The organism is Microbacterium lushaniae (genome assembly GCF_008727775.1).
GTDB lineage: Bacteria > Actinomycetota > Actinomycetes > Actinomycetales > Microbacteriaceae > Microbacterium > Microbacterium lushaniae.
In genome coordinates this window covers 1,363,789-1,380,205 of record NZ_CP044232.1, presented here as the reverse complement: position 1 = coordinate 1,380,205, position 16,417 = coordinate 1,363,789, and the positions used below count along the sequence as shown (strand labels likewise).

The 16,417-nt window shown below is 68.6% G+C and carries 13 protein-coding genes; 6 read left to right on the top strand and 7 right to left on the bottom strand.

Annotation, left to right across the window (positions count from 1 at the left end):
- The first annotated feature begins 8 nt into the window (after nucleotides 1-8).
- The 3 genes from F6J85_RS06370 to F6J85_RS06360 all read left to right on the top strand — a co-directional run bounded on the left by F6J85_RS06370 (nucleotide 9) and on the right by F6J85_RS06360 (nucleotide 3,506).
- Nucleotides 9-785, top strand: coding sequence for a MerR family transcriptional regulator (locus F6J85_RS06370; protein WP_150924298.1), 777 nt, complete (start codon nucleotides 9-11; stop codon nucleotides 783-785).
- Nucleotides 786-885: 100 nt separating this feature from the next.
- A complete protein-coding gene (locus tag F6J85_RS06365) occupies nucleotides 886-1,851 on the top strand; it encodes an ABC transporter ATP-binding protein (protein WP_150924297.1) in 966 nt (321 codons plus the stop codon).
- Nucleotides 1,848-3,506 (top strand): ABC transporter permease, encoded by a 1,659-nt coding sequence (locus tag F6J85_RS06360; RefSeq protein ID WP_202980876.1) that lies wholly within the window; start codon nucleotides 1,848-1,850, stop codon nucleotides 3,504-3,506. The genes F6J85_RS06365 and F6J85_RS06360 overlap by 4 nt, the downstream gene beginning before the upstream one ends.
- A gap of 123 nt (nucleotides 3,507-3,629) precedes the next feature.
- Here the strand turns inward: F6J85_RS06360 and F6J85_RS06355 are convergent, their stop codons facing one another.
- The 5 genes from F6J85_RS06355 to F6J85_RS06335 all read right to left on the bottom strand — a co-directional run bounded on the left by F6J85_RS06355 (nucleotide 3,630) and on the right by F6J85_RS06335 (nucleotide 9,899).
- Nucleotides 3,630-4,814 carry a glycoside hydrolase 5 family protein gene (locus F6J85_RS06355; protein WP_191906772.1) on the bottom strand — a complete coding sequence of 395 codons (1,185 nt, stop codon included), beginning with the start codon at nucleotides 4,812-4,814 and terminating at the stop codon, nucleotides 3,630-3,632.
- Between the two features lie 20 nt (nucleotides 4,815-4,834).
- Nucleotides 4,835-6,859, bottom strand: coding sequence for a beta-galactosidase (locus F6J85_RS06350; RefSeq protein ID WP_150924295.1), 2,025 nt, complete (start codon nucleotides 6,857-6,859; stop codon nucleotides 4,835-4,837).
- 3 nt (nucleotides 6,860-6,862) lie between these two features.
- Nucleotides 6,863-7,702 carry a carbohydrate ABC transporter permease gene (locus tag F6J85_RS06345; RefSeq protein ID WP_150924294.1) on the bottom strand — a complete coding sequence of 280 codons (840 nt, stop codon included), beginning with the start codon at nucleotides 7,700-7,702 and terminating at the stop codon, nucleotides 6,863-6,865.
- Entirely contained in the window at nucleotides 7,702-8,523 is an 822-nt protein-coding gene (locus F6J85_RS06340) for a carbohydrate ABC transporter permease (protein WP_150924293.1), read from the bottom strand. Before F6J85_RS06340 ends, F6J85_RS06345 begins: the two co-directional genes overlap by 1 nt.
- 92 nt (nucleotides 8,524-8,615) lie before the next feature.
- The gene (locus F6J85_RS06335) at nucleotides 8,616-9,899 is read right to left on the bottom strand and encodes an ABC transporter substrate-binding protein (protein WP_150924292.1); all 1,284 of its coding nucleotides are present in this window, start codon (nucleotides 9,897-9,899) and stop codon (nucleotides 8,616-8,618) included.
- 251 nt (nucleotides 9,900-10,150) lie between these two features.
- On the opposite strand from F6J85_RS06335, the gene F6J85_RS06330 reads away from it, so the two are divergent.
- Nucleotides 10,151-11,086: an acetylxylan esterase gene (locus F6J85_RS06330; protein ID WP_238707077.1), complete on the top strand. Its 936-nt coding sequence runs from the start codon at nucleotides 10,151-10,153 to the stop codon at nucleotides 11,084-11,086.
- Between the two features lie 23 nt (nucleotides 11,087-11,109).
- On the opposite strand, the gene F6J85_RS06325 is transcribed toward F6J85_RS06330, so the two are convergent.
- A complete protein-coding gene (locus F6J85_RS06325) occupies nucleotides 11,110-12,123 on the bottom strand; it encodes a LacI family DNA-binding transcriptional regulator (RefSeq protein WP_191906770.1) in 1,014 nt (337 codons plus the stop codon).
- Nucleotides 12,124-12,167: 44 nt separating this feature from the next.
- Nucleotides 12,168-13,199 (bottom strand): LacI family DNA-binding transcriptional regulator, encoded by a 1,032-nt coding sequence (locus F6J85_RS06320; protein ID WP_150924289.1) that lies wholly within the window; start codon nucleotides 13,197-13,199, stop codon nucleotides 12,168-12,170.
- Between the two features lie 105 nt (nucleotides 13,200-13,304).
- Here F6J85_RS06320 and F6J85_RS06315 point away from each other — a divergent pair, with 105 nt between their 5' ends.
- Together F6J85_RS06315 and F6J85_RS06310 are read left to right on the top strand one after the other, a co-directional pair.
- Nucleotides 13,305-14,030 carry a helix-turn-helix domain-containing protein gene (locus tag F6J85_RS06315; protein ID WP_150924288.1) on the top strand — a complete coding sequence of 242 codons (726 nt, stop codon included), beginning with the start codon at nucleotides 13,305-13,307 and terminating at the stop codon, nucleotides 14,028-14,030.
- 11 nt (nucleotides 14,031-14,041) lie between these two features.
- Nucleotides 14,042-16,387 carry an FAD-dependent oxidoreductase gene (locus F6J85_RS06310; protein WP_150924287.1) on the top strand — a complete coding sequence of 782 codons (2,346 nt, stop codon included), beginning with the start codon at nucleotides 14,042-14,044 and terminating at the stop codon, nucleotides 16,385-16,387.
- Nucleotides 16,388-16,417: the final 30 nt, after the last annotated feature.

The window sequence follows — 16,417 nt, the reverse complement described above, 5'->3', positions numbered from 1 at the left end:
TGGGTGTCATGCTCGCGATCAGCCAACTCGCCGCATATGCCGGGGTGACGGTGGCCACCGTCCGCCACTACCACAAGGTCGGGCTGCTGCCCGAGCCGGAACGCGACCGCTCCGGGTACCGCAGCTACGACGCCGCCGCCGTCGTGCGGCTGATCCGCATCCACGTCCTGGCCGGCGCCGGCGTGCCTCTCGCCCAGGTGGAGGACCTCCTCGACGCCGGCCCGCACGAGTTCGCGGCGGGGGTGCGGGAGATCGACAAGCGGCTGCGTACCGAGGTTCGACGGCTGCAGGACTCCCGCAGGCGGCTCGCCCGGCTCGCCGCCGGCGAGTCGACCGCGCTGCCGGCCAGCGTGGTCGGTTATCTGGACCGGCTGCGCGGGCTCGGCATCGAGGAGCGGTACATCGAGCTGGAAAGAGACGCCTGGATCATGGTTGCCGCCCAGCTACCAGACCAGATCGACGCCGTGATCGCTCAGAAGCACGCCGACCTGGACGACCCCGACATGGTGCGGCTCTACACGCTTCTGAGCGACGGGATGACCTGGACGGCGGACGATCCGCGCGTGGTCGAGGCCGCCGACATCCTGCACCGGATCAATGTGCGTGCCGTCGAGGCCGGCACGACGGGCGGCGACGGGTTGGACGACCGCTTCGTCGCCCTGCTGGACGCGACCATGGCTCAGGCCGCACCGGCTGCGAGGCGGCTGCTGACCCTCCTGGAGGAGCGGGGCTGGAAAGGCTGGACCCGCGTGCAGCGAGTGCCCGCCGACGACCACGCCCCGTAGCCGACCACCGACTGCACCCGGTGAGGCCGCGCCCGGCCTCGCCGCATTCGCTGCGCGCTGCCCGCGCCCTCTCAACGAACCCTACGAACGGATCACTCACATGACCATGACCGGCAACCCGATCGAAGTCGTCGATCTGCGCAAGTCGTTCGGCTCTGTCACAGCGCTCGACGGCCTCAACCTGACCGTCCGTCCCGGGGAGGTCGCCGGCTTCCTCGGCCCGAACGGCGCCGGCAAATCGACCACGATCCGGGCCTTGCTGGGATTGCAGCGGACGGATTCCGGCATCGCCCGGCTCTTCGGCGGTGACGCGTGGCGCGATGCCGTCGCCCTGCACCGCCGGTTGGCCTACGTCCCCGGCGATGTGAGCCTCTGGCCGAACCTCACCGGCGGAGAGGCGATCGATTACCTCACACGGTTGCATCGCCCGTCGTCCGACACCGCGAGACGGCAGTCCCGCAAGGCCGAACTGCTGGACCGCTTCGACCTGGATCCGACGAAGAAGGCACGGACCTATTCGAAGGGCAACCGCCAGAAGGTGGCGCTGGTGGCGGCGTTCCTCATCGACCCGGAGCTCTACATCTTCGACGAGCCGACCTCGGGCCTGGACCCGCTCATGGAGGCGATCTTCACCGAGCAGGTCCAGCAGGCCAAGGCGGCCGGCAAGTCGGTTCTGCTGTCCTCCCACATCCTGAGCGAGGTGGAGAAGCTCTGTGACACCGTGACCATCATCCGTAACGGTCGTACGGTCGAGAACGGCAGTATCACCCAGCTGCGTCACCTGACCCGCACGGCGGTCACCGCCGTGGTCGCGCATGATCCGACCACCCTGCGGTCGGTCACCGGGGTGCACGACCTCACCATCTCGCCGGGAGAGGACGGCACCCGGGTCGGGTTCGCGGTCGACGCCGCCGCCATGGGCGACGTTCTCGTCGCACTCACCCAGCTCGGCGTGCGCGCGCTCTCCGCCGCACCACCGTCGCTCGAGGAACTGTTCCTGCGGCATTACGGTGATTCCGCCGACACCGTCGGCGGCCTCGCGCACTCCGGGGCGGTCGCCAGATGACGTCGAGAACCGTCGCGCGCACCCGCCCCATGGGTCAGGCACCCACCTGGGCTTCGGCGACGGTGGGCACCGGACACCTTCTGCGCTTCCTGCTCCGACGCGACTGGCGGCGCCTGGCCGTGTGGGTCGGGTCCCTCGCGGTGTTCTGCGTGTACTACGTGACAGCGACCAGCGCGCTCTACCCGACGGCAGCGGACCGCCAGAACCGCGCCGCATCCATATCCAACCCGGGTGGCGTCTTCCTCAGCGGCCCCGGCTACGGAGCGGACGACTACACCGCCGGTGCGATGTTCGCCAACGAGATGACCATCTGGCTCATGGTGCTCCTGGCGGTCATGAACATCCTCCAGATCACCCGCAATACCCGCTCTGAGGAAGCAAGCGGCCGGGCCGAGCTGGTTCGCGCCCTGCCTGTCGGGCGACACGCGGCGCAGGTGGCCGCCTTCCTTCTGGTCGCGATCGCGGATGCGGCTTTCGCCGTACTGGGCAGCGCGCTTCTGATCGCTGCAGGGCTCCCCGTTCCCGACACGATCGCGATGATGGCCGGGCTCATGGCGACAGCGCTGGTGTTCGCCGGGGTCACCACGGTCACCTGCCAACTCACCCTGCACCCACGCGGCGCGTCAGGGCTCGCCATGGCCGCCCTCGGGCTCGCATTGATGATCCGCGGTCTGGGGGACATCGTGCAGCCGCACGGCAGTCCGCTCTCCTGGTTCTCGCCCCTCGCCTGGCCGCAGCAGTTGAGGGCGTACGTCGACCTGCGGGTGTGGCCGCTCGGGGTGAGCGTGTTCGCGATCATCCTCACCCTCGCGATCGGCGCTCTCCTCGCATCGCGCCGAGACCTCGGCGGTGCGCTCCTGCCCGAACGCACGGGTCGCTCCGACGCGACTCCCGCTCTGGCCCATCCATTCGCACTGGCCCTCCGACAGCAGCGGACCTCGCTGCTGTGGTGGCTTGTCGGCTGCGTCGCCATGTTCGGACTCACCGGCCTGTTCGTCGGCGAAGGCTTCGGCGACGTCCTACGTGACATCGCCGATCAGAACGACCTCACCGCTGCGATCTTCGGAGACGATCCGCTGGCGGCGTTCCTGGGGCTGATGATGCTGCACAACGCGCTCGCCGCCGCCGTTTACTGCATCGCCACGACCCTGCGGATCAAGTCCGAAGAGGATGAGGGGCGCCTGGGACTGACCCTGTCCCGCCCCGTACCGAGGGCCACCGTGCTGCTCTCGCATCTGGGGGTGGTCGGGCTGGGCACCTTCGTTCTGGTCACCGTCGGCGGCGCAGTCGCGCTGTGGATCGGAGTTCTCATCTCCGGGGGCGACGTCGGCCTCGGAACCCTGCTCACCAGTGCCGGGGCGTTCTCTCTCGCCATCGCGGTGATGCTCGCGTTCACCGCCGCGCTCTACGCATGGATACCTCGAGCGACCCCGCTCGCGTGGGCCCTGTTCGCCTACGTCGTCGTCGAAACGTTCTTCGGTGTCCTCGTGAACCTCCCAGCCGCGCTCAGAGCGCTGTCGCCCTTCTGGTGGATCGGCGACTACCCCGCCACGCCGCTCAACCCGGCGCACATGATCGGCCTGAGCGCGGCAGCGCTGGCACTGTTTGTGGTCGCCGTTGCCGGTTTCCGCCGGCGTGACCTCTCCGCGGGATGAGTGAGGGAACCATCAGGTGAGAGCGTCGTTCTCGGCTCTCGACATGAGCTCGAGGCGCACTTGTGGGTCGGCCTCCGCCGAACAGTCCGGAATCACGCGACTCCGACAACGCGGGCGACCCGGTCAACCCTGCGAGGCCCGGCTCGACCGGACAATCGCGGTCTCCTCGCACACGATGACGGGATCCTCGCCGCGAGCAACGAGATCGAAATAGCCATCCGCGAAGGCGAGGTCCGGCACCTGGCCCTCCGGCAGCACGAGCTCCGGCCGGGGACGGGCGAGGTCGGCTGGATCGAGCGCGGCACCGCGGCGATGCGCCGCGATCACCTCCGCGAGCGCGGCGCCCACGGGCTTGACCTGGTTGTCCACGGTCAGCAGGCCGAGGTCGTACTCGAGCTCGTCGAATCCCGTGAGTGCGCGGTCGATGTCGTGGGAGCACCACCACGTGACGCCCCACGGCCTCGCGATCAGCGCGTTCCGGAGCAGCGCGGCCGCGAACTCCGGCAGCGCCTCTTCCGGAACCCACTCGGAGGAGACGCCGATCTCCTGCAACCACACCGGCCGACCGTCCGTCCGTCCGTAGGCCCGACCCAGTTCGATCAGGTACCGGGCGAGGTGGAGCGTTCCCGTGCCCTCCCTGCCATAGCGTTCGAGCGCACCCGTGAAGTAGACCCACGAATGGATGCTCGTCACTGCACCCGCCTCCCCGAGGCGTTCACGGCTGAATGGCGCATCATCGCGGAGCCAGGGCATATGGTCGACGCCGATGGTGTGCAATCCACCGGGCATCACACGCTCGGAGTGCTCGAGCAGCGCCGATGCCCACGCGTCGCCCTCGCTACGCGACACATTGTTGCCGCGATACGACGCGAGCGCGTTGGGCTCATTGCCGATGTCGATCCCGAGGACGTTCCGGTGGCCCTGGACTGCGCCGGCCACCGCCGTGATCAGGCGCCGCTCAGCGTCGAGCGCCTCGGTGTCGGTGAACAGGTTCGTCGACTCCCGCTGCCACATCGGACGGAAGAATGTGCCGGACATCCACCCGTTCAGGACGCAGATGACGACATCGAGACCGCACTCGGCGGCCATCTCCACGACCTCGGTCAGTCGCGTGAGCATCGTGGGACTCACGAACGTGCGGTTGGGCTGGAAGTACGTCCACAGGCACTGCAGTCGGATGTGGTCGAAGCCGAGCCCGGCGATCGCCTCCAAGTCGCGCCGGATAGAGGCGGGGTCCCAGTCGACCCAGCCGTACAGCCAGCCCTTCGAGGGCGTGTAGTTGGCTCCGAACCGGCAGTCAACCGACATCTCGTTCTCCTTCGTGCCCCTCATGCGGAGGCGAGGGCGATGATCCGGACGTCCCGCGGCGCCACGCGGACACGGCCGTCACCCGGGTCTGCGACGCGAGCGGAGGTGACGTCCACCGTCTGCTCGAGGTCGCCGTGATTGAGTAGGAACAGGTATCGCCCCCGACGAACCGCTTCGATTCCGGGTGGCAGGCCGGGCAGCGTCGGGACGATGCCGGCGTCGGCGGCGAGCCGGCCGGCCGTGGCGATCAGCGACGCCTCTTCCAGCGAGGCCGCGAGGTACGTCGCCCGCCCCGCGCCGTGCGTGCGACTCGTGATCGCCGGCGCGGCCTCGAGATCGCCGCCGACGAACGCGGCGACGGCCTCCGCTCGGCGTTCGAGGTCGAGAAGCTGCACATGCTCGGCGAAGCGCGCGTAGGCCAGTTCGCCCACACCGTCACCGCGCACGAGCCGGCCGGGGTGGGGCGGGGCGACGGCCGCGGAGATCCGGGCCGCACCCGAAGCGGGGGACGCGATCTCCGCGAGTGGCCAGTGCTCGAGCACCCGGACTCCGAAGAGTTCGCTGAGCGGTCCCGGGTACCCGCCCCGGTGCACGCCGAGGGTGTCATCGACCACACCCGTGAGGTGGGTGCCGACCACATGACCGCCTGCCGTGACGAACGCGGAGATGCGCTGCGCCGTCGACTCGGAGACGAGGAAGTGGCTCGGGAGCACCAGGAGACGGTACGCGTCGAGGTCCGAGTCGACCGAGACGAAGTCGGTGGGGATGCCGAGTTCGAAGAACGCCGCATGCCATCGTCGAAGCTCGACGTCTGGCGCGTCGGCGTCTGGTCCGTGCGCCTCCCGCCGGGCCCACAGGCTGTTCCAGTCCAGCATGATGGCCACGTCGGACTCGACGCGGTCGCCGACGGCCGTCTCGATCGTCGCGAGTTCGCCGCCCAGCCCGACCACCTCGGCCCAGCGCGGCCCGACCGGCCCCGCGTGACCGACCATGCCCGAGTGGAACGTCTCGGCACCGCGAATCGACGCCCGCCATTGGAACTGGCAGATGCCCTGCGCGCCGCGCGCGACCGCCTGCATCGACCACAGCCGGAACTGGCCCGGGCGTTTGGGCGTGTTCACGTCTCGCCATTGCACCGCGCCGACGGCCTGTTCGAGGATGAGCAGTTCCTTGCCTTCGGCCAGCGAGCGCATGAGGTCGATGTGGAGCGCGTTGTCGCGCGCACCGCAGGGATCGTTGGGGTCGGGGTAGGTGTCGTCGGTGACGAGGTCCTCCGCCCGCGCCCATTTCCAGTAATCGAGACCGTGGAACAGCCCCATGAAGTTGGTCATGACCTGAGCGTGCGGGGCGACCGCCTTGATCAGGTCACGCTCGGCGGTGAACTGCTCGAGCAGCAGATCGGATCGGAACCGGGCCCAGTCGAGGTACTGAGCCGGGTTGCCGAAGTCGGAGGTGACCCCGGGCGGCTGGATCTGGTCCCAACTTCCGAACCGAAGGGACCAGAAGGCCGTGCCCCACGCGTCATTGAGCGCTTCCAGCTCCACGTACCTGCGGCGCAGCCAGCCAACGAACTGCGTGCGGCACCGGCCGCAGAAGCATGCCGCGGCGCCGCCGAACTCGTTACCCGAATGCCACATGACAACCGTGGGGTTCAGCGCGTACCGCCGCGCGAGTTCGGCCGTCAAGCGCCGCGACGCGCTCCGGTAGACCGCCGAGCTCGGGCAATGATGCCCGCGGGTGCCGCCGGATCTGCGCCGGCCGTACCCGTCGATCGACGCCAGCTCCGGATCCAGATCACCGAGCCACGCCGGCGTCGACGCGCTCGCCGTCGCGAGGTCCACCGCGATACCCGCCTCGCCGAGGCGGTCGATCAGGTCGTCGAGCCACTCGAACCGGTACTCCCCCGGAGCCGGCTCGATGAACGCCCAGGCGAAGACGCCCAGGGTGACGAGATTCACCCCGGCCTCGCGCATGAGGCGGAGGTCCTCATCGATCGTCGCAGCATCCCACTGCTCGGGGTTGTAGTCGCAGCCGTACCAGATCATGGGTCAGCCCTTCACCGATCCGAGCGTCAGTCCCGTCCGCAGGAACCGCTGCATCAGGAAGAAGCCGATGACCAGCGGGATGACCGTGAGCAGTGAACCGGCGAGGATCAGGTTGTACGTTGCCGCGCCCTTGTCGGCCTGCCACGCGTACAGTCCGAGCGTCACCGGATAGAGACTCCGGTCGGAGAGCATGATGAGCGGGAGCATGAACCCGTTCCACGCACCGACGAAGCTGAACAGACCGACGGTGGCCAGGGCGGGAGCCATGATCCGCCCGGTGATCTGCCCGAAGATGCGGAGTTCGCCGGCTCCGTCCATCCGCGCGGACTCGATGATCTCGTCCGGGACGGCGCCTTCCGCGTACACCCGACACAGGTAGACCCCGAACGGGCTGATGATGGACGGGATGATGATCGCCCAGATCGTGTTGGTGGCGCCGACGGAGGCCGCCACCAGATAGAGCGGCACGGTGAGCAGGGCACCGGGGATGAGCAGACCCGCGATGACGCCGCCGAAGATGAGCTTGTCCCCGGGGAAGCGGAACTTCGCGAGCGCGTAGCCGCACGCGCCCGACGTGATCGTCGCGCCGATCGCCGCGGCCAATCCGTAGCCGACCGAGTTCCCGAACCAGATCGGGTAAAGACCGCCGTCGCGGACGAAGACGGCCTGGATGTTCTCGACGAGGTTCATCTCGGCGAACCAGAAGCCGTTCGAGGAGAACAGGTCGGCATTCGATTTCGTCGCCGAGACTAGGAGCCACCACACGGGGAACAGGAAGTAGATGGCCGTGAGCACCAGCACCCCGTTGACGATGAGCCGGCTGCTCCATGCGGGCCTGTGCATCAGGACTCACTTCCTCGGGTGGACAGCTTGCGGTAGACGATGGCGAGGATGCCGGCGATGATCGCGATCAGCACGGAGATGGCCGAACCGCGCTCGAAATTGTTGGCAGCGAACGTCGCGTTGTACGCGAGCATCATCGGTGTCCATTCGGCGCCGATGGCGGTGGTGATGGTTCGCAACACCACCGGCTCGTTGAAGAGCTGGATGGAGCCGATGGTCGACAGCAGCGCCGTCAGCGCGATCGGACCCCGGATCAACGGTGCCTTGATCCGCATCGCCAGAACCCAGCCGTTGGCGCCATCGATCTGCGCCGCCTCGATCACCTCCTTCGGGATCGACTGCAGCGCGGCCGTGTAGATGATCACGTTGTACCCGGCCCACGACCAGATGGCGATGTTCGCGATCGAGAACAGCACGGTCGGAGCTCCCAGCAGATCAATGTCCCATCCCCAGGACTGAACCAGCTGGATGACCGGGCTCAGCTGAGGAACATAGAGGTACGCCCACAGGAGCGACGCCACGATGCCGGGAATCGCGTAAGGGAGGAAGCTCGAGAGCCGGAAGACCCCACGGCCTCTCGCCGCACGGGAGTCGATGAGGAGTGCGATCGCCATCGCGACGACGAGCATCACGGGGATCTGGATGAGCCCGTAGCCGAAGACCCGGAGGATGCCCTCCCAGAAGACGGGCGAGGTCACGACATCCACATAGTTCGCGAGGCCGACGAACACGTCTGTGGGCGCGCCGATCCCGATACCCGACGTCTGTTTGCGGAACACGCTGCGAACGAGCGAGTAGCCGAGCGGGATCAGGTAGACCACCAAGAAGAGAATCACGAACGGCCCGACCAGGACCGTCAATGCGAGCGCGGGGCGGGACCGCCGAGAGGCGGTCCCGCCCGAGGTGCGGCGTGTCACGGCTCGGTGACCGAGATGCCCAGAGCCTTCATCGACTCGATCTGCTGTGCCTCCAGCGTCGCCAGCAGGTCGCTGAGAGTGCCCGAGCCGTCCTTGAACGCGGCCATGGAGTCACCCAGCACGGTCATGCCCTCCGTCCACGTCGGCGAGTACCGCCACGGCCGCATCGCGAGCGCGTACTCGGCGAGTTCCTGGTTGATCTCCGCTCCACCGAAGAACGTCTTCACCTCGTCGGGCGTCGACATCTGGTCCGTCTTCATGGCGGGGAAGCTCTTCAGGCTCAGGATCGCGTCCATATCGGTGGTCAGCCAGTTCGCGAACTGCATCGCCTCATCGGGGTGCTCGCAGCCCTTGATGGCCAACTGCGCGCCGCCGCCATTGGAGGACGAGGCGACATCACCTTCGGTCCAGTTCGGCATAGGGGCGATCGCCCATTCGCCGGCCCCACCGCTGACGTTGGCGGCCAGCAGTGGCGCCTGCCATGCACCGCCGATGACAGCGAGCTGGCGACCCTCGCTCAGGTCGTTGTAGAACGTCGGGTCCCAGCGGTTCGTCATGTTGAGCAGGCCCTCGTCACGCAGTCGCTGCCAGTAGTCGGCGACCTCCTCCGACTCCGGGTTGGTGACATCCACGCTCCACGCGTCGTCCGAGATCTCGAACCACGGGTCCGACTTCTGACCGACCAGGGAGATGAAGTCGGTGTGCGAGTCGCCACCGAGCCCGATCAAATACGTACCAGGTGCCTTGGTGGAGACATCGCGCGCCGCTTGCTCGAACTGCTCCCACGTTGCGGGGACCTCGATGCCGAGCTCGGCGAACTTGTCGGCGCGGTAGTACATGGCCATGGGCCCACTGCCGGACGGAACGCCGTAGGTCGCCCCGGCATAGTTGACCAGCTCCCACGTGCTCTCGAGGTAGTCGGACTCGTAGCCGGCGACTTCGTCGGTGACTTCGGTGAGCGCGTCAGCCACGAGCAGTGACGGGATGTAGTCATAGGGCATGAGCATGAGGCACGGCGCGTCTCCGGACTGGAGAGCGGCCATGAGCTTCGCGAACTGCTCACCCCAGGACCCGTCCGAGGTCGACAGAGCGACCTGGATATCGGGGTTCGCCTCGTTCCACTCGTCGACCAGGACATCCGTCCCCTGCAGCCCCGACCAGTATTCGATCGTCACCGGGCCGTCCGCCGCGGGCTCCGCGGTCGCCCCACACGCCCCGAGCAGCCCCGTCGCCGCGATCACCGCGGGTACTGCGGCCCAGCGCCTCTTGTGCCTTCTCATCTGTGCTCTCCTCCTGATTCCTGCACGCGTCTTCGCGTGATGCAAAACGGAGACGCGATGCGGGAGGTCGGAGACCCCGGCCGCCGCGCGCGCCTTTGGTCGCGGCGAGGCATCCGGGGCGCTCGGCGCCAGGACAATATCGTCGCTGGAAACTGCAACTGGTACGGCAGTTAGGTTACACGGTTTACCACGCCGTCGCAATGTGTGAGCGTTCACCGTTTCCCCCCTCGGTTGTGGGCCAGGATGGTCCCATGGATCCGACCTACGGGTACACGATCGACACCCTCCTCGCCGTCCAACCCCCCGTCGCCCCCGCGGACTTCGCAGAGTACTGGGGCGCCCGTTACGCGCGGGCCCGCGCCATCGACCCGACGCCGGTCCTTCGCCCGAGCGCACAGCCCGCTCCGCCGGGAACGCGCTTGTACGATGTCGAGTTCTCGACCACGGACGGGCTGCGCCTGGGAGGCTGGCTCACCCTCCCCGCAGAAGGCCGGATCGAGCGCGGCCTGGTCGTCAGCCACGGATACGGCGGACGGCTCGAGCCCGAGCATGTCGCGCCCGTCGAGCACGCGGCCGTGCTGTATGCCTGCGCCAGAGGGATGGGTGCCCGAAGCCTCATCGATGACATCCCGTCGATCGCGGAGCGGCACGTCCTCCACGGGATCGCCGATCGCGACACCTACGTGCACGGAGGGTGCGCGGCCGACGTGTGGTGCTCGGTGAGCGCGCTGACCGAACTCGTCCCGGCCGTCGCCGGCCGCGTGGCGTATGTGGGCGGAAGCTTCGGGGGCGGTATCGGCGCCCTCGCCCTCCCCTGGGAGGATCGAATCTCGGCCGCATGCCTGTCGATCCCGAGCTTCGGCCATCACCCGTTGCGCGTCACGATGCCGTGCACGGGCAGCGGCGAATCGGTCCGTCGCCGCGTCGAAGCGCACCCGGAGACGATGGACGTCCTGCGATACTTCGACGCCGCCACCGCCGCAACGATGATCACCATCCCCACTCACGTCGCACCGGCCCTCGCCGATCCTGCTGTCCCGCCGCCAGGGCAGTTCGCCATCGCAAACGGCCTCGCCGGCGAGCGCGAGGTCTTCGTGCGCGCCACGGGGCACATGGACCACCCCGACGCGCCGGACGAGGCCGAGGCGCTGCGAGCATCCCAGCGCGACTTTCTCGCGCGGACCTGATCGCCGGCCGACCCAGACGCCCGTCAGCGCTGCGGATCGATTCCGTAGGAGGCCCGCTGCACGAAGCGCGCAGGCAGGGTCCGCTGGACGGGCGCGACCGTTTCGGCCTCGAGCCCCGCCAGGAGCATCCGCCCCGCGATCTCGCCGAGCTCGACGTAGTCGCACGCGATCGTAGCCAACGGCGGCGCCAGGTACGGAGCGAGCGGAATGCCGTCGAATCCGAACACCGCGACCTGCTCCCCTACCCGCAGGCCCGCCTCCGCGATCGTGCGCATGCCGGCGGCCGCCATGACGTCGTTGGCGTAGAACACCGCTGTCGGCGGTTCGGCGACAGCGAGGATCTCGCGCGTCGCGTCCTCAGCACCCAACTCGGTGAACCCGCCCACCGCGAGCAGATCGGAGCGCAACCCATGCCGCTCGAGGACGCCTGCCCAGATGTTCCGGCGCCGCCGCGCGTGTTCGAGCGCGGGGTCTCCCATGACGTGTCCGATGCGCGTGTGCCCCCGCGCGATCCAGCCGTCGATCGCGTCGCGAATCGACTCGTCGGAGTCGTGGAAGACGGCGGGAAGCTCGACTTCCCCCGGTGGATCGCCGATCACGATAGCCGAGGCCCCGATTTCGTCCAGCAAGCCGAACCGCGGATCGTCGTCGCGGAGATCCGCCACGATGAAGGCGTCGACGGTGCGTTCGGCTCGCCAATCCCGGTAGCAGAGCTCCTCCTCCGTCTCATCGGATACGAAGCGGATCGTCAGGGCGTACGCCTGCTCCGAGAGCACCCGCTCCAGGCCCGCGAGGAACAGGGGGAAGAACGGGTCTGCCCCGAGCAGGTCCGGCTCGCGCTTGAGAATGAACCCGATCGCGTGCGCCGGAGAGCCCTTGATCGCCCGCGCCGCCATGTTGGGGCGCCAGCCGAGCTGATCAGCCGCGTCCATGATGCGCTCGACCGTGCTCGCCCGCAGGCGGTAACCGCCGTTGAACGCACGTGACACCGCGTTCCGCGACACGCCGGCGAGGTCGGCGACATCCTGTGCGGTCACCCGGCGGCGCCTGGCGGTCGACATGGTCTTGGGCGCCCCCATCGTCAATCGGCCCACAGCTCGTATGACGCACGCGGCAGAAAGCGTCCGGCGAGCGTCGTGACGGGCGCAACAGACTCACCCGATGAGAGCAGGGCCATCAGCTCACGACCAACGATGTCGCCGAGCTCGTCGAAGTCGCACACGATGGTCGCGAGGGGCGGTGAGAGATACTGCGCAAGCGGGATCCCGTCGAATCCGGCGACGGCGATGTCGCCGCCCACGATTCGGCCCCCGTCCGCGAGCACGCCCATTCCCGCGGCGGCCATGATGTCGTTCGCGAAAAAGATCGCGGTGGGCGGTTCGGCTGCGGTCAAGAGTGCGCGCGTCGCGACCTTCGCGCCTTCCTCGGTGAACCAGCCGGTCTCCACGAGGTCGGGGGTGAGCCCGTGCGCGGCCAAGGCATCGGCCCAGATCGCACGCCGGCGCAGCGTGTGCCGCAGGTTCGGATCGCCTGTGACGTGCGCGATCCGGGTGTGACCCCGCTGGACCCACCCGTCGACGAGCTCGCGGATCGAGGCGTCGGTAGTGTGATAGACGGCCGGCTGAGAAACCGCACGCCCGGGATCGCCGACGATGACGCCGGGCAGATCGAGCTCGTCGAGCAGCGCGAACCGTGGGTCGCCGTCGCGGAGGTCGGAGACGATGACGCCGTCGACGCGGCTCTCCGCGACCCAGTCCCGGTAACAGCGGGTCTCCTCCTCCTCACTCGTGACGAACCGGATCGTGATGGCGTACGCATTCGCGGAGAGCACTCGCTCGACGCCCGCGAGGAAGAGCGGGAAGAACGGGTCGGAACCCAGCAACGCGGGGTCACGGCGGACGACGAATCCGATGGTCCTCGCCGGGGCGCCCTGGATGGCACGCGCGGCCGCGTTGGGGCGCCAGCCCAGTTGCTCGGCGGCGTCGTGGATCCGCTTCACCGTGCTCTCGGGCAGCCGGGAGGCGCCGTTGAAAGAACGCGAGACGGCCCCCTTCGAGACTCCCGCGAGAGCCGCGACGTCGTTGATGGTGACCCGTCGGCGACGCTCTGACATACGCCGAGAGTACTACCGGAGATGGTCGCCGCCGGGGCGTCTCAGCTCTCCTCACCGATGCCCCGCGAGATAGCTATATTGCACTGAACGCAATATGCTCGCGTCGTGCTTGAATCCGGACTCGACATCCTGCGGATCGTCGCCGAGGCGGACCGTCCCCTCACGGCCACCTCGATCGCGCAGCGTGTCGGCCTGCACGTGTCCTCGGTGTCGCGCACGCTCGGCGTCCTGGTTCGGCACGGATATCTGCGCAAGCCCACCTACCACTCGTTCGCTGCAGACCTCGGCCTCCTCGCGCTGGCCGGACGGTCGGCGTCGTCCCTGACGGAGATCACCGCCACTCTCGCACCGGTCGAACGGCTCGCTGGCGAGACTGGACTCCAGGCCACGCTCGCCGCGCTCCACCGCGACGAGGTGCTCTACTTGCACCAGTCGCAGCACGGACGGACGACATCCGCGGTGGCGGGCGGCTACCCGCTGCACCTCTCGGTCGTCGGGCTCCGCCTGCTCCTCGATCTGCCCGCGCCACAGGCCATCGAGGTGCTGTCGGTGGCGGCGCGCCGCTACGGGTGGGATCGGCCGACGCCGGGGACACCCACGGACCCCGAGAGCTGCCTCGCCCGCGCGCGCGCCCAGATCCACGACGGCGTGCTCCGGATCGACGCCTGGGGCGACCCATCCGTGCTCGCCGCAGCCGTCGCCGTCTCGGTGCCCGGGCGCGCGCCGCTCGCCCTCGCACTCGTCGGTCCCCGCCCGTCGGGCGACCCCGATGCATTCGTCCGCGAGCACCTTGCGCGCGTCGCCGGGCACCTCCGCACTGCCCTCACCTAGGAGAACCGATCATGCTGAGAGAACAGTCCTTCGACCTCGTGGTCGCCGGCGGCGGTATGGCGGGCGTGTGCGCCGCGATCGCCGCAGCGCGTGAGGGTCTGCGCACATGCCTGGTCCACGAGCGTCCGGTGCTCGGCGGCGTGGCCTCGAGCGAGATGCGCGTGACGGTCCACGGCGCAGGACACAATCACTCGTTCGCCCGCGAGACAGGCATCATCGCCGAACTGCTGAGCGAGGAGCGGCGCCGCAATCACGAGCCGATCAACGAGAACGGCTGGACCAACTCGGTGTTCGACCAGGTGCTGTACGACTTCTGCGTGCGGGAACCGAACCTGACCCTTCATCTCAACACCAGCGTCATCGGCGTCGAACTCGACGGCGCCGACGAGGTCGACCGGGCGCCGCATACCGACAAGGGTTACTACGAGCGGGAGGCCTGCGCTCCGAGCCGCCGGCTGACCGCCCTCCGGGCGCGCACCTTGTCAGCCGAGGTCGATCTCCGACTTGCCGCCGACCTGTTCATCGATTGCACTGGCGACGGGTTCATCGCCGACCGGGCCGGCTGCGGCTGGCGGATGGGCAGCGAATCCCGCGCCGAGCACGGCGAACCACACGCCCCCGAACAGCCCAGCACCGCCACGATGGGCAACTCGCTCCACATCCGAGCCAAAGACGTCGGTGCACCCGCGCCGTTCACGCCCCCCCAGTGGGCCGCGCGGCTCGATGACCCGTCGTACTTCTACGAGCAGGGCCGTGTGCCCAGCGACCCGCGCGGTGGGTTCTGGTGGATCGAGATCGGGATGCCGTGGCACACGATCTTCGACAACGAGGCCATCAGGCACGAGCTCACCCGGTATGCGCTGGGTGTGTGGGACTGGATGAAGAACCGGGATCCCGAAATGATGGAGCGCTGCCGCAACTTCGCGCTCGACTTCGTCGGCCAGGTGCCCGGCAAGCGCGAGAGCCGACGCGTGTTCGGTCGCCACTGGCTGACCGAGCAGGAGATCCAGGCTCACACGCCGTTTCCCGATGCGGTCTGCTACGGCGGCTGGGGCATCGATCTGCACACGCCCGGTGGATTGCTCGCGAAGACCTCTGAGCCCTCGGCAGCCGAGCGCTACCAGGAGGATTCCGAGTACGCGAGCAAGATCTATGTGCGCCCCTATGGCATTCCATTGCGCAGCCTGATGGCGCGCGACGTCGACAATCTGCTGCTCGCTGGACGCTGCATCAGCGTGACCCGAGCCGCTCTCGGCTCGGCGCGGGTGATGGCGACGACGGCATCGATGGGGCAGGCGGCGGGCGTCGCCGCCGCGGTGATGACTCAGCGCGGCGTGACGATTCCGGAATTGGCGGCCGATGCCGCGGCGGGTGGCCCGGCCGTGCGCGAGGTCCAGCAGCGTCTGCTGCGCGCCGGCGCGTTCATCCCGGGCGTCCGCAATCACGACGACGCCGACCTGGCGCGCTCGGCCACCGCCTCCGCATCGTCCCGGCAGCTCATGCACGGGCTGTCGCCGACCGACCCCGCGCCGTTCGAACAGCTCACGAGTATCCCCGAGGAGAGGTCCTACGGGCTTGAGGTGGAGGTCGCCCAGCTGGTCTGGTGCGATGGCCGGCTCGACACCGTTTCGCTCTGCCTCGACAACACCACCGACGCCGAGCTGCGCCTGCCGTTGCGACTGGTCCGCGTCGGCGAGGTCTGGGACAACCGGAAGGGCGGCGACAGCGTGCTCGCCGAGGGTGCCGTCAGTGCCCACCCGGGCATCGCGCGGTGGACGGACTGGCGGGTGGCTCTCGCGAACCTGTCCCCCGGCTGGGTCCGCATCGAGACTGCGGAGCCCGCGCCCGGCCTCCGGTGGCGCTACGCCGGAGGCGTCATGCCCGGGCATTTCGCGAGCCGCAGCCTCTCGCCGACCCGGCTACGCGATCTGCATGCCTCCTTCGCCTACCGCACCGTGCCGGCACAGAACGCTTTCGCACCGGCCGAGGTGCTGTCCGGGGTCACCCGGCCGACGACCAGTACGGCCACGTGGCGGAGCGATCCCGGCGCCGGACTGCCGCAATGGCTCGAGCTGGCCTGGGATGACGCGCAGCCGATCGAGCACGTCGAGGTCACCTTCCCGGGGTCGCTCCTGCGTGACGTCCACAGCACTCCGCCGTTCTACGTCGAGCCGCAGACCGCCAGGGATTACGTGATAGAGATCGAGGGTGTCGAGGCCGTCAGAGTCGAGGGGAATACGCAGTGGCGGCGCGTTCACCGACTCGAGACCGCGGCGAAGGCTCGAAGCATCCGCTTGATCATCCTGTCAACGAATGGCGATCCGGCCGCGTCCGTTACGGAGATCCGCTGCTACTGAGGTCGGGAAACGCCTGCGCCGCACCCCGGA